Origin of the sequence: Pseudomonas sp. SK (assembly GCF_012975065.1) — a bacterium.
Classification (GTDB): Bacteria; Pseudomonadota; Gammaproteobacteria; order Pseudomonadales; family Pseudomonadaceae; genus Aquipseudomonas; species Aquipseudomonas anuradhapurensis.
The window spans coordinates 855,378-867,991 of sequence record NZ_CP051857.1; the positions used below are offsets into that span (position 1 = coordinate 855,378).

Below are 12,614 nucleotides of genomic sequence, written 5' to 3' on the forward strand. Positions count from 1 at the left end.
GGAGTGTTTGCCATGAGCCAAGATTTCAGCCAGCTGTTCGAACAGGACCGCGCCCACTTCATGCACCCTTCGACCCACGCCCACGATCACGCCAGCGGCGCGCTCAAGGGCCGGATCATCACCGGCGCCGAGGGCATCCGCCTGCGTGACCATGAAGGCCGCGAGTTGATCGACGCCTTCGCCGGGCTGTATTGCGTGAATATCGGCTACGGCCGTACCGAGGTCGCCGACGCCATCCACCGCCAGGCCACGGAGCTGGCGTACTACCACACCTACGTCGGCCACTCGACCGAGGCAATCATCGAGCTTTCCAGGCGCATCATCGACTGGGCGCCGGCAGGCATGAAGAAGGTCTACTACGGCCTGTCGGGGTCCGATGCCAACGAGACCCAGGTCAAGCTGGTGCGCTACTACAACAACATCCTCGGCCGCCCAGGCAAGAAGAAGATCATCTCCCGCGACCGCGGCTACCACGGCTCGGGGATCATGACCGGCAGCCTCACCGGACTGCCCAGCTTCCACCAGCATTTCGACCTGCCGGTGGAGGGCGTGCGGCACACGGTGTGCCCGCACTGGTACCGCAAGGCGCCAGCGGGCATGGACGAGCAGGCGTTCGTGCAGTACTGCGCCGATCAGCTGGAGCAGTTGATCCTTGCCGAAGGCCCCGACACCGTCGCCGCGTTCATTGGCGAGCCGCTGATGGGTACCGGTGGCATCATCGTGCCGCCCAAGGGTTACTGGAAGGCGATCCAGGCCGTGCTCGATCGCTACGATGTGCTGCTGATCGCCGACGAAGTGGTCTGCGCCTTCGGCCGCCTGGGGTCGAAGATGGGCAGCCAGCGTTACGACATCCGCCCGGACCTGATCACCACCGCCAAGGGCCTGACCAGCGCCTATGCGCCGCTGTCGGCGGTGATCGTTGGCGAGAAGGTGTGGAACGTGATCGACGAGGGCTCGCAGAAGGCTGGCCCGATGGGCCACGGCTGGACCTACTCGGGGCACCCGATCTGCGCGGCGGCGGCGCTGGCCAACCTGGATATTCTCGAGCGCGAGAACCTGACCGGGAATGCCGAAGTGGTGGGGGCGTACCTCAACCGGCGCATGCGCGAAACCTTCGAAGGCCACCCGCTGGTCGGTGAAGTGCGCGGTGACGGCATGCTCTGCGCGGTCGAGTTCATGGCTGACCGCGATGCCCGCACGGCATTCGACCCGGCGCTGAAAGTCGGGCCGCAGGTGTCGGCAGCATGCCTTGAACGCGGCATGATCGCGCGGGCCATGCCACATGGCGACATCCTCGGTTTTGCCCCACCGTTGGTGCTGACCCAGGCGGATGCCGAGCAGATCGTTGCCATTACCAAGGCGGCGGTCGACGAGGTGTCTGCCAAGGTGCTTGGCTGAAGCCGTGCCGGGGCCGCGCCGCGGCGGCCCCATTGCCGGCCCCCCGGGCGAACCGACTGGCGGTATTCCCTGCGGCTGATCCTTGCCTACGCTGATAGTCCCAACCTGCCGAAGCAAGGAGATCCGTCATGGCCTTCCAATACAAGCGTCTGGACAAGAACAACGCAGCGGTGCTGCTGGTCGATCACCAGACCGGCCTGCTCTCGCTGGTGAGGGATATCGACCCCGACCGTTTCAAGAACAATGTGCTGGCCCTGTCGGACCTGGCCAAGTACTTCAAGCTGCCGACCATCCTCACCACCAGTTTCGAAACCGGCCCCAACGGCCCGCTGGTCCCCGAGCTGAAAGAGCAGTTCCCCGACGCCCCGTACATCGCCCGCCCGGGCAACATCAATGCCTGGGACAACGAGGATTTCGTCAAGGCGGTCAAGGCCACCGGCAAGAAGCAGTTGCTGATTGCCGGTGTGGTCACCGAAGTGTGCGTGGCCTTCCCGGCACTGTCGGCGCTGGAGGAGGGCTTCGAGGTGTTCGTCGTCACCGACGCCTCCGGGACCTTCAACGAACTGACCCGTGACTCGGCCTGGCGGCGCATGGAGGCAGCCGGGGCGCAGTTGATGACCTGGTTCGGCGTGGCCTGCGAGCTGCATCGCGACTGGCGCAACGACATCGAAGGGCTGGGCACCCTGTTCTCCAACCATATTCCGGACTACCGCAACCTGATGACCAGCTACAACAAGCTGGCCAAGTAGCCACTTCACAGCCACTACACACCCTGTGGGGACGGGTTCACCCGCCAATGCTGCGCTCGCTTCACTGACGCATCCGCGGCTAAACCCTCTCCCACAGTCAGCTGAACACCCATAAATCAATCGGCTGGAAGCCAATCCTGGGGAAACTACAAGCGAAGCGGCAAATCGCCATGGATCGACCATACTGACTCTTCAATCGCCTCAGGAGAGCGCCATGTCGAAGCCGTCCAGGAAAAAAGCCACCCTCGATCTACCGGAAAAACTGGGCAGCAAGGCGTACGAGAAGGAACTCAAGCGCCTGCATGTGGAGCTGGTAAAACTGCAGGAGTGGGTGGTGGCCCAGGGCCTGAAGGTCTGCATTGTCTTCGAAGGCCGCGACGGCGCTGGCAAGGGCGGCACCATCAAAGCCATTACCGAGCGGGTCAGCCCACGGGTATTCCGCGTGGTGGCGCTGCCGGCACCGACCGAGCGGGAAAAGACCCAGATGTACGTGCAACGCTACCTGGGCCATCTACCCGCTGCGGGAGAGGTGGTGATCTTTGACCGCAGCTGGTACAACCGTGCCGGCGTCGAGCGGGTAATGGGCTTCTGTACCGAGGAGCAGAGCAGCAAGTTCCTCACCGTGGTGCCGCTGTTTGAAAAGTTGATGGTCGAGTCCGGGATCATCCTCATCAAATACTGGCTGGAGGTCAGCGCCGAGGAGCAGACCCGGCGTTTGCAGGACCGCATCAACGACGGGCGCAAACTGTGGAAGCTGTCGCCGATGGACCTCAAATCCTACACCCGCTGGGATGACTACACCCGCGCCCGCGATGACATGTTCGCCGCCTCCGATTCGTCCTGGGCGCCCTGGTTCATGGCCAACTCCAACGACAAGCGTCGTGCCCGTCTGAACATCATCAGCCATTTGCTGACACGTATTCCCTACAAGGACGTAACCCGTGACCAGGTAGTGAAGCTGCCCAAGCGCGGCAAGATCGGCAAGTACAAGGCCGTAGCCTACCCGTTCAAAGTGGTCGAAGAGCGTTTCTGATCCCTCCCTGCGGGGAGCAGCAAGGGTGCAAACCTATGCCACATGACGGCAGCCTGCTACAGGCGACGGTGGTGTTCCTGCTGGCCGTGGTGCTTCTGGTACCGCTGGCGCAGCGTCTGAAAATGGGGGCGGTGCCGGGCTATCTGCTGGCCGGCATCCTCATCGGCCCCTCCGTGCTCGGGCTGCTCGACAACCCCGAAAACGTGGCGCGGCTATCGGAAATGGGCGTGGTCATGCTGCTGTTCGTCATTGGCCTGGAGCTGTCACCGCAGCGCCTGTGGACCATGCGCCGGGCGCTGTTTGGCGTCGGTTCGCTGCAGGTAGGGCTGACCGCCGTCGCGCTGGGCCTGCTGGCGTATTTCGCGTTCGGCCAGTCGAAGGCCGCAGCGATCGTGCTGGGCCTGGGCCTGGCGTTGTCTTCGACAGCGTTCGGCCTGCAAGTCCTGGCCGAGCGCAAGGACCTCGGCAAGCCACACGGGCGGCTGGCCGTGGCCATCCTGTTGTTCCAGGACATCGCGGCCATTCCCTTGATCGCCGTGGTGCCCCTGCTCGGTGGCAAGGTCAGCACCGCCGACGAAGGCACCTGGCCGCTGTTGGCGGTGGCGCTCGGCCTTGGCACGTTGATCGTGTTTGGCCGCTATCTGTTGAGCCCGGTGTTCAAGTGGACGGTCGGTTCGGGTTTGCCCGAGCTGTCGACCGCTACCGCTTTGCTGGTGGTGCTGGGCACGGCCTGGGTGATGGAGCATGTGGGCGTGTCGATGGCCCTGGGTGCCTTTCTCGCCGGCGTGCTGATGGCCGAGTCGCCTTTTCGACATGAGCTGGAGACCCAGATCGAACCGCTCAAAGGCTTGCTGCTGGGGTTGTTCTTCGTCGGCGTCGGCATGAGCGCCGACCTGCGCCTGCTGTTCGATCTGCCGTTGCTGGTGTTGGGGCTGACGCTGTTGCTGGTGGCCATAAAGCTGCCGCTGCTGTACGGCCTGGGGCGTACGGCCGGGGGCCTCAACCAGGCGCAGGCGCTGTGCCTGGGCGTGGTGCTGGCCTCTGGCGGCGAGTTTGCCTTCGTGGTGTTCAAGCTGGCGCTGGAGCACCAGGTGCTGGCGCAGCAGGTGCACGACCTGTTGGTGCTGGCCATCACCTTGTCGATGGCAGTGGTGCCCCTGGTAATGATGGCCCTGGCGCGGCAACTGCGTGACCACAGCCCCGCCCAGGCAAGCCCTGAAACGGGCCACTGATCGCGCCACACGGCGCAGCTGAAGTTCGGAGGTGAAGCATGCAACCGGGTGTCAAGCTGGACAGCCGCCTGTCGCGGGGCTTGCTCGATGTGCTCATCAAGGCTGGCCTGATAGCTGCCCTGGTGATGTTTGCCTTCCAGACGTTCCAGCCGTTCCTGGAACTGATGCTGTGGTCGGTGATCCTGGCAGTGACCCTGTATCCGCTGTATTGCCGTATCCAGCGCCGCACCGGGCTCAAGGACGGGCTCTCGGCGACCCTGGTCGTGGTGCTGGTACTGGTCGTGCTGCTGGTGCCGATCTACCTGGTGGTGATGTCCATCGGCGAATCGGTGGACAGCCTGGTGACCTTGCTCAAGAGCGGCGCCTGGAGCGTGCCGCCACCCCCTGAGTCGGTGGCCACCTGGCCGCTGATCGGGCCGAAAGTCCATGCCCTGTGGCTGGCGGCCTCGGAAAACATGGCCGGTGTGCTGAACCAGTGGATGCCGCAACTCAAGGGCGCCGGGCGCACGGTGCTGGGGGCTGCTGCCAGCGCAGGGGGCGCGTTCCTGCTGTTCATCGCGGCGATCGTCATCTCTGGCATCATCATGGCCTTCGGTGAGCGTGGCGAAATTGCCGCGCAGCGCATTGCCATGCGGGTATCGGGCGAAGAGCGCGGCAAGCCGCTGGCCAAACTGTGCACCGCCACCATTCGGGCCGTGGCCCAGGGGGTGATCGGCATTGCCTTCATCCAGATGTTGCTGATCGGTGTCGGCTTTGTCGTCAAGGGCGTGCCAGGTGCCGGGATGCTGGCCATCGTCATCCTCATGCTGGGGATTGCCCAGGCACCCGCCACGCTGGTCACCGTGCCGGTGATCATCTATGTCTTCAATGCCGAAGGCTTCACCGTGGCCACCATCGTATTCGCCATCTACACCTTCGTTGCCGGGCTTGCCGACAACGTGCTCAAACCGTTGCTGCTGGGGCGCGGGGTGGATGTGCCGATGCCAGTGGTACTGATCGGCGCGCTCGGTGGCATGGTGGTCAAAGGCATCATTGGCCTGTTCATTGGCCCGGTGATCCTCGGCGTCACCTATGTGCTGTTCTGGCAGTGGGTGGCGCTGCAGGTGCCGGAAAACCCCGCAGAGCCGACCGCCTGAGCCAAGGATTGCCATGCCCGGACGCGTCTACGGTTGTGCACTGAGCCTGGTTGCCGTGTTGGCCGGCTGCACCCAGGTCGGCCCGGATTTCCAGCCGCTGCAGGACCCCTGGCTGCACACCTGGGATACTCCTTTGCTGAAGCAGGCCGGGCAGCACGCCAGCGCGCCCGACCTGCGCCAGTGGTGGACGGTGTTCGCCGACCCGGCGCTGGACGCCCTGATTGCCGAGGCGGATGCCAACAACACCAACCTGCGCGTGGCTGGCTTGCGCATCGCTGAAGCCCGTGCCCAGCTGGCTATCGTGCAGACCGGGCGTTATCCACAGCTGCAGCAACTACGTGCCCAGAGCCTGTACCTGAAGCAGGACCAGTCCGGCAGCGCCAACGCCCGCGACTCGGTGTTCTGGCAATCCAGCGCAGGCTTCGACATCGGCTGGGAAATCGACTTCTGGGGGCGCTTCAGCCGCGCCATCGAAAGTGCCGATGCTGCCTACTTCGCCTCCCAGGCCAATTACGCCGATGCCATGCTGCTGTTGCGGGCGCAAGTGGCTGACACCTACTTTGCCCTGCGCACTGCCGAGGCGCGGCTGGATATCGCCGAAGAAAACGCCAGACGCCAGGCGCGCAGCCTGGACATTACCGAACGGCTGTTCCGCCATGGTGAAAACGACGAACTCGACTGGCAACAGGCGCGTAGCCAATACCTGGCCACCCAAGCCACCATCCCCGAGTTCCACAACCAGCTCAATGCCCTGCGCAACGTGTTGTGTGCGCTGCTCGGCCGGCCACCCGGGCCGTTGCCGCAGCTGGACGCAGGCCACGGCCAGCTGCCGTTGCCGGACCGTGCCGTACTGCAGGACGTACCCGCCAACCTGCTGCAGCGCCGCCCGGACATCCGCGCCGCCGAGCAGGCAGTGGCCGCGCAATCGGCGCTGGTCGGGGTGGCCGAGGCCGATCTCTATCCCCAGCTGAGCCTGCTGGGCAGCATTGGCTGGAGCTTCGTCACGGCCAGTCACCTGCCCGACACGTTTGATCTTGCCGCCGGGCCCAGCCTGATCTGGAACCCTTTCGACTATGGCCGGCGCAAGAACGCCGTGCGCGTGGAGGATGCCCGCTTGCAGCAACTGATCGAGCTGTACCACCAGGGTGTGCGCGAAGCCGCGCGCGAGGCGGACGATGCCGCCAGCGGGCTGGTGCGCTCGCTGCAGAGCGCGCGCATTCGCGAGCAGGCCTCGCAGGCCGCGCAACGCTCGTTGAGCCTGGCCAGCTCGCGGTACCGCGAAGGTTTCGCCGACTTCCAGCGGGTGCTCGACGCCCAGCAACTGCTGTTGCAGCAACAGGACGGTTACCTGGTCAGCCGCGGCAATGCCGTGAGCAGCCTGGTGACCTTGTACAAGGCCCTGGGTGGCGGTTGGGACGCCAGCCGCGCGCTGATCGACCCGGCTACGCGCCAGCAGATGCAGCAACGAACCGACTGGGGCGAGCTGCTCGACGAGCCAGCCCCCAGCGCACATGCACAAGGTGAAACGAAATGAGTGACGCAGCCCCGACGCCGCCCCCAGCCGCCCCCGATCGCGGCATGCGCTGGGTATTGCTGCTGATTGCCGTGAGCCTGCTCTGGTACCTGCTGGCCGACCGCTTCATGCCCTACACCCAGCAGGCCCGCTTGCAGGCCTATGTGATACCGGTCAGTGCCGAGGTGGCCGGCCAGGTGAAGCGTGTGGCGGTGGGCAACAACCAGGAAGTGCGCCGGGGTGATGTGCTGTTCGAGCTGGACCAGGAGCAGTACCGCATCGCCCTGGCGCGTGCCGAGGCCGACCTGGACGCGGTGCGCCGGCAGATCGGCGCGCACACGGCGGGCATCGATTCGGCACAGGCGGCGTTGCTCGCGGCGCAGGCCAACGAGCGCAAGGCGCGGCAGGACGCCGAACGGCTCAAGCGCCTGATCGACGAAGACCCGGGGACGGTGTCGGTGCGCCGCCTGGAAGGCGCCCAGGCCACTCGCGACCAAGCTGTCAGCCAAGTGGCGGCAGCCCGTGCCGAAGTGGAGCGGGCGCGCGAGCAGCAGGGTGGGGCGCAGGATGACAACGCCCAGTTGCGCAGTGCCGCGGCGAATGTGGAAAAGGCCCGCCTGGACCTGGCACGCACCGTGGTGCGTGCCGATGCGAACGGCTTGATCACTGACTTGCGTACCGACGTCGGCCACTATGTCGGCGCCGGCAGCCCGATGATGACCCTGATCGCCATCCATGACGTGTGGATAAGTGCCGACATGACCGAGAACAACCTCGGCCGCCTGCGCCCCGACACCCCGGTGCTGGTGGTGCTCGACGCACTGCCCGGCACGGTGTTGAAGGGGCGCATTCGCAGCATCGGCTACGGTGTGAGCGTGGGCCAGAGTACCCCGCCGGGTACGCTGCCGAGCGTGCAGAACAGCCGCGAGTGGCTGCGTTCGGCGCAACGCTTCCCGGTCATCGTCGAACTTGAGCGTGACCAGTTGCAGGACAAGAGCGGGCTGCGGGTTGGCGGGCAGGCCGAGGTCATGGCCCTGCCCAGCGAAGGTAACCCGTTGAACCTGCTGGGCCGGCTGTTCATGTGGCTGATGAGCTGGTTGTCGTATGCCTATTGAATTGCGCCGCCTGCGCGCCCTGCGCCTGGCCTGGGGCGTGGCACTGTGCCTGGCGGTGAGTTTCGGCGTCGGCCTGCCGGTGCCGATCCTGGCGCCGGTGTTCGCGGTACTGTTGCTGGCCATGCGCAGCCAGCCCTTGCCGCTGCGTGCGGCACCGGTTTTGGCGTTGCTGGTGCTGCTCAGTTGCGGCAGCGGGCTGTTGCTGATTCCGCTGCTGCGCCATGCGCCGGTGAGCGGGGTGTTGCTGGTGGGCGTGGGGGTTTTCCTGACCTTGCGCTACGCCCTGAAGGGCGGCAACGGCTTGCTGGCGAACCTGCTGGTGATCGGCCTGACCATGATCGCTGCCGCCGGTACCAGCGACTTCACCCTGGCTCTCTCGGTGGTCGAAGCGTTGGCCAAGGGTATGCTGCTGGCGGTACTGGGCACGGCCTTGGCCCATGTGCTGTTTCCCGAACCTGCCGATGCGCCGGCGCAACCTGCGCCGCCGTTGCTGGGCAGTGAGCAGGTCAGCTGGGTGGCGCTGCGTGCCACGTTGATCGTGATGCCAGCGTTCCTGCTGGCATTGATCGCCCCGGACCAGTACATGCCACTGATCATGAAGGCGGTAAGCCTTGGGCAACAGGCTGGCGAGACCCGTGCACGGCATGCCAGCCGGGAGCTGATCGGCTCGACCTTGCTGGCCGGCTTGCTGGCGATCCTGATGTGGGGGGCGCTGAGCCTGTTCGTGCACCTGTGGATGTTTTTCCTGTGGGTGCTGCTGTTCGCACTTTGGCAGGGGCGGCGGATGTATCAGGCCGTGCCGAACCGGCAGGGCCCGGCCTATTGGCTCAGCTGCCTGACGACCATGCTCATCTTGCTCGGGCAGTCGGTGCAGGACAGTGCCGGTGGGCAGGATGTCTACCGCGCCTTTGCCGTGCGCATGGCGCTGTTCCTGGCGGTGTCGGTATATGCCAGTGCCATGCTCATCTGGATCGACCGGCTTCGGCTACGGCGTGGCCTGCTTCGCGGGTAAACCCGCTCCCACAGGTATGGCGTTGCCCATGGGATCACGCAATCCTTGTGGGAGCGGGTTTACCCGCGAAGAGGCCAGCCCAGGAAAACTTAAGGCTTCCATTCAACCCCACTCTGTTCCAGGTAGGCATCCACCGCCGCACCCACCGTGGGATGAAACGCGGTCTCCCCCATGTGCTCGAACAACTCGAACTGCCGCATCTTGTCCTTCACCGGGTCTTTCATCTCGGCAAACTGCAACTCCACCCCGCGCGCCTCCAGCGCCCGGTCCAGCTCGGCGAGCATGTCTGCCGAGGTGACATCGATACTGGTCACCGGTTCTGCCGCAATCACCAGCCGTTGCACCGGGGTAGGCGATGCGTCCACCGCCGCCATCACCGTGCTCTGGAACTGCTCGGCATTGGCAAAGAACAACGGCGCATCCCAACGCAGCAGCACCAGCCCCGGAATGCGCCGGGCCTGTGGATAACGCTGCATGTCATGGTAACCGCGGGTGCCATCCACCCGGCCCAGCACCGCATGATGCGGCCGCCAGCCGTCCCACAGGAACTCGATCACCGAAATCACCACGGCAATGCCGATACCGGGGATCGCACCGAACACCGCCACCCCGACAAAGCAGGTGATGGACAACCAGAACTCCCACTGCTGCATGCGGAAGATGCGCTTGAGGTCGGCGAACTCGAACAGCCCCAGTGCGGCTGCTATCACCACCGCTGCCAGGGCGCTGTTGGGCAGGTACTGCAGCAGGTTGGGCGCCACCAGCAGCAACAGGGTCACCGCCAGTGCACCGATGATGCCGGTGAGTTGGGTCTGCGAGCCGGCCGCTTCGGCCACGGGGGTACGTGACGAACTGCTGCTGATGGGGATGCCCTGGAACAGCCCGGCGGCCAGGTTGGCCACGCCCAGGCCGAACATTTCCTGGTTCGGGTTGACCGGCATCTTCATGCGCGCGGCATAGGAGCGCGACAGCACGCTGGTATCGGCGAACGACACCAGCGCCACGGCAATGCCGCCCAGTACCACTTCGACCAGGTCGATGTCGGAGACCCAGGGGAACACGAAACTGGGCAGGCCCTGGGGCAGTTGACCGAGTACCTTGACACCCAGCTGCTCGAGGTCGAGCAGGCTCACTGCGAGTGTAGCCAGGACCACGGCGATCAGGATCCCTGGCAGGCGCTTGAAGGGTTTGAGCAGCAGGATCAGCAGCAGGCTACCGCCACCGACGATGAAGCTGGGCCAGTGCCCTTGGCCGGCGAGCAGTGCTTCGCCCAGTTGCCAAAGGTCGCGCAGCGGCCCCTGGCTATCGACCTTGATGCCGAACAGCTTGGGCAACTGGCTGATCAATACGGTGAGGGCAATGCCGTTCATGTAGCCATAGCGGATCGGCTTGGACAGCAGTTCGGTGATGAAGCCCAGGCGCAGCAGCCCGGCGATCATGCAGAAGGCCCCGGCGACCAGGGCCATCAGGCTGGCGATGGCGATCGCTCGTTGCGGGTCGCTGGCGGCGTATTGCACCACCACCGCCAGGATCGGTGCGGCCAGCGCCGAGTCCGGGCCCAGCACCAGGATGCGGCTGGGGCCGAACAGGGCATAGGCCAGCAGCGGGATGATGGTGGCGTACAGGCCATAGATGCCTGGCACCCCGGAGGCCTCGGCGTAGGCGATGCCTACCGGTACCAGCATGGTGGTGAGCACCAGGCCGGCAGCAATGTCCTTGGGCAGCCAGGCGGGTTGGTAATGGAGCAGGGTGACCAGGCCGGGTAACCAGCGTTGCCAGTCGAAGCGGTTCTTTTCCGCCATGGTGCGCTCCGAGGGAACAGTGCTGAGTCACAGCTTAGATGCTGTTTTTTCTGCCCGCTGGCAAACGCTGCCATGTCGAGAAGGCAGCACGAAGCTGCTTCTTGCCTATCGTCATTCGCTGCTAGCTCGGAGGGCGCCCTGGGTGTTCAACACCAGCCGAATTTCCAGCGTTGGCTATCCCTGAGTTCTCGCCAGTCGAGCACTTGCTTGCGTTGGCTGTGGACGGCCTCCAGTTCAATCTGCACAGGCGTACCGTCTTCGTCGCAAATCAGCTCGGTCACCATGAAGTGCTTTTCCCGGTTTACAGGCTGGCACGCCGTCCACTTGGATGCCCCCAGCTTGCGCGGATTGAATCTGTTCATCTGGTGTGGATCCACTGATCACCTTCACGTTGAGGTTCGTGACGCTCTGCGCTCGGCCGGGTCCGGGCCGGCAAACGCTGCTGGCGACATTTCGTGCTCGAAGCCGGAGCGGGTATTGCTTATTGCTGGCTTTCGGCTAAATTGTACAAAACCTATACAAGAATTCAATATTGTACATATTTTGTCGGTCGTCGCCGTAGCGGTGAGGAGTCCACATGTCCCATTCGTTAGCTGAAAATTATCGCGAAATTCTGCTCGAAGTAGGCGAAGACCCGCAGCGAGAAGGGCTGTTGGACACTCCCCAGCGCGCGGCCAAGGCCATGCAGTACTTGTGCAACGGCTACAGGCTGAATATCGAAGAGGTCATCAATGGAGCGCTGTTCGAGTCCCAGAACGACGAGATGATCGTGGTGCGCGATATCGAGCTGTATTCATTGTGCGAGCACCACATGCTGCCCTTTATTGGCAAGGCGCATGTTGCCTACCTGCCCACTGGCAGGGTGCTGGGGTTGTCCAAGGTCGCGCGCGTGGTCGATGTCTTTGCCCGCCGTCTGCAGATTCAGGAAAACCTCACCCGGCAAATTGCCTGTGCCATACAAGACATCACCGATGCGGCAGGGGTGGCTGTGGTCATCGAAGCAAAGCATATGTGCATGATGATGAGAGGTGTCGAAAAGCAGAACTCGGTGATGGTGTCATCCGTGATGCTGGGTGTGTTTCGCGACTCGGCGACGACGCGCCAGGAGTTTCTTCAACTGATTGGTCGAAACAAATGACAGGCATTCAGATGAGCGGGTCTAGCACGTTATTGCCAAGGCGCTTTGCCATCCTCGGTTATGGCGGCTTGCTGCCGTTTGTTGGCTTGATGCTGCTGGTCGTCTTCGTTCCCGAGTACCGAGCATTGTGGGCGATGATGCTGGTGAACTATGGCGCCGTCATCTTGAGTTTCGTCGGCGCCTTGCACTGGGGCTTCGCGATGGCCCTGCCGGCGCTACCCGCCGAGCAGCGTCGCAAACGGCTGATGTGGAGCGTCGTGCCGGCGTTGCTCGGTTGGGTCAGCACTTTGCTGCCTGTTTCCCTGGGTTGCCTGATGTTGCTTGGCGGCTTTGCCCTTCATTATTGGCAAGATCGGAAGTTGCTGCAGGTTGTGCCAGGCTGGTACCTGCCGATGCGATTGCAGCTGACCACCGTGGCGAGCATTTGCCTGCTGCTTGGCGCGATGGCTCTGACCAGCGATTTTTGAATCTACGTGCCATCGCGAC

General features: G+C 64.1%; 12 protein-coding genes. 10 read left to right on the forward strand and 2 right to left on the reverse strand.

What is annotated here, in order from left to right; translation table 11 throughout:
- The first annotated feature begins 12 nt into the window (after window positions 1-12).
- From HG549_RS03890 to HG549_RS03925, 8 genes are all read left to right on the forward strand, one after another.
- Window positions 13-1,398 carry an aspartate aminotransferase family protein gene (locus HG549_RS03890; protein ID WP_170028235.1) on the forward strand — a complete coding sequence of 462 codons (1,386 nt, stop codon included), beginning with the start codon at window positions 13-15 and terminating at the stop codon, window positions 1,396-1,398.
- A 128-nt stretch (window positions 1,399-1,526) separates the two neighbouring features.
- Window positions 1,527-2,147 carry an isochorismate family cysteine hydrolase YcaC gene (ycaC, locus tag HG549_RS03895; RefSeq protein ID WP_010951959.1) on the forward strand — a complete coding sequence of 207 codons (621 nt, stop codon included), beginning with the start codon at window positions 1,527-1,529 and terminating at the stop codon, window positions 2,145-2,147.
- 214 nt (window positions 2,148-2,361) lie between these two features.
- Complete coding sequence (gene ppk2 / locus HG549_RS03900) at window positions 2,362-3,180, forward strand: polyphosphate kinase 2 (RefSeq protein ID WP_170028236.1); 819 nt, start codon at window positions 2,362-2,364, stop codon at window positions 3,178-3,180.
- Between the two features lie 35 nt (window positions 3,181-3,215).
- Window positions 3,216-4,412 (forward strand): monovalent cation:proton antiporter-2 (CPA2) family protein, encoded by a 1,197-nt coding sequence (locus HG549_RS03905; RefSeq protein WP_170028237.1) that lies wholly within the window; start codon window positions 3,216-3,218, stop codon window positions 4,410-4,412.
- Between the two features lie 38 nt (window positions 4,413-4,450).
- Entirely contained in the window at window positions 4,451-5,548 is a 1,098-nt protein-coding gene (locus tag HG549_RS03910) for an AI-2E family transporter (RefSeq protein WP_170028238.1), read from the forward strand.
- A 13-nt stretch (window positions 5,549-5,561) separates the two neighbouring features.
- Window positions 5,562-7,082, forward strand: a complete 1,521-nt coding sequence (locus HG549_RS03915) for an efflux transporter outer membrane subunit (protein WP_170028239.1) — start codon at window positions 5,562-5,564, stop codon at window positions 7,080-7,082.
- A complete protein-coding gene (locus HG549_RS03920) occupies window positions 7,079-8,176 on the forward strand; it encodes an HlyD family secretion protein (RefSeq protein WP_170028240.1) in 1,098 nt (365 codons plus the stop codon). Before HG549_RS03915 ends, HG549_RS03920 begins: the two co-directional genes overlap by 4 nt.
- Entirely contained in the window at window positions 8,166-9,188 is a 1,023-nt protein-coding gene (locus HG549_RS03925; protein ID WP_170028241.1) for a DUF2955 domain-containing protein, read from the forward strand. Before HG549_RS03920 ends, HG549_RS03925 begins: the two co-directional genes overlap by 11 nt.
- Window positions 9,189-9,277: 89 nt before the next feature.
- On the opposite strand, the gene HG549_RS03930 is transcribed toward HG549_RS03925, so the two are convergent.
- Window positions 9,278-10,990, reverse strand: coding sequence for a SulP family inorganic anion transporter (locus HG549_RS03930; RefSeq protein ID WP_170028242.1), 1,713 nt, complete (start codon window positions 10,988-10,990; stop codon window positions 9,278-9,280).
- 146 nt (window positions 10,991-11,136) lie between these two features.
- The gene (locus HG549_RS03935; protein WP_170028243.1) at window positions 11,137-11,352 is read right to left on the reverse strand and encodes a TIGR02450 family Trp-rich protein; all 216 of its coding nucleotides are present in this window, start codon (window positions 11,350-11,352) and stop codon (window positions 11,137-11,139) included.
- A gap of 215 nt (window positions 11,353-11,567) precedes the next feature.
- Here HG549_RS03935 and folE point away from each other — a divergent pair, with 215 nt between their 5' ends.
- Entirely contained in the window at window positions 11,568-12,128 is a 561-nt protein-coding gene (gene folE / locus HG549_RS03940) for a GTP cyclohydrolase I FolE (protein ID WP_170028244.1), read from the forward strand.
- Window positions 12,125-12,595 (forward strand): DUF3429 domain-containing protein, encoded by a 471-nt coding sequence (locus tag HG549_RS03945; RefSeq protein WP_256666055.1) that lies wholly within the window; start codon window positions 12,125-12,127, stop codon window positions 12,593-12,595. Before folE ends, HG549_RS03945 begins: the two co-directional genes overlap by 4 nt.
- Window positions 12,596-12,614: the final 19 nt, after the last annotated feature.

Coding starts and splice junctions, on each gene's coding strand:
- HG549_RS03930 (WP_170028242.1), bottom strand. CDS start 10,990: ATGGCGGAAAAGAACCGCTTCGACTGGCAACGCTGGTTACCCGGCCTG.
- HG549_RS03935 (WP_170028243.1), bottom strand. CDS start 11,352: ATGAACAGATTCAATCCGCGCAAGCTGGGGGCATCCAAGTGGACGGCG.
- HG549_RS03915 (WP_170028239.1), top strand. CDS start 5,562: ATGCCCGGACGCGTCTACGGTTGTGCACTGAGCCTGGTTGCCGTGTTG.
- HG549_RS03945 (WP_256666055.1), top strand. CDS start 12,125: ATGACAGGCATTCAGATGAGCGGGTCTAGCACGTTATTGCCAAGGCGC.
- ppk2 (WP_170028236.1), top strand. CDS start 2,362: ATGTCGAAGCCGTCCAGGAAAAAAGCCACCCTCGATCTACCGGAAAAA.
- ycaC (WP_010951959.1), top strand. CDS start 1,527: ATGGCCTTCCAATACAAGCGTCTGGACAAGAACAACGCAGCGGTGCTG.
- folE (WP_170028244.1), top strand. CDS start 11,568: ATGTCCCATTCGTTAGCTGAAAATTATCGCGAAATTCTGCTCGAAGTA.
- HG549_RS03905 (WP_170028237.1), top strand. CDS start 3,216: ATGCCACATGACGGCAGCCTGCTACAGGCGACGGTGGTGTTCCTGCTG.
- HG549_RS03925 (WP_170028241.1), top strand. CDS start 8,166: ATGCCTATTGAATTGCGCCGCCTGCGCGCCCTGCGCCTGGCCTGGGGC.
- HG549_RS03890 (WP_170028235.1), top strand. CDS start 13: ATGAGCCAAGATTTCAGCCAGCTGTTCGAACAGGACCGCGCCCACTTC.
- HG549_RS03920 (WP_170028240.1), top strand. CDS start 7,079: ATGAGTGACGCAGCCCCGACGCCGCCCCCAGCCGCCCCCGATCGCGGC.
- HG549_RS03910 (WP_170028238.1), top strand. CDS start 4,451: ATGCAACCGGGTGTCAAGCTGGACAGCCGCCTGTCGCGGGGCTTGCTC.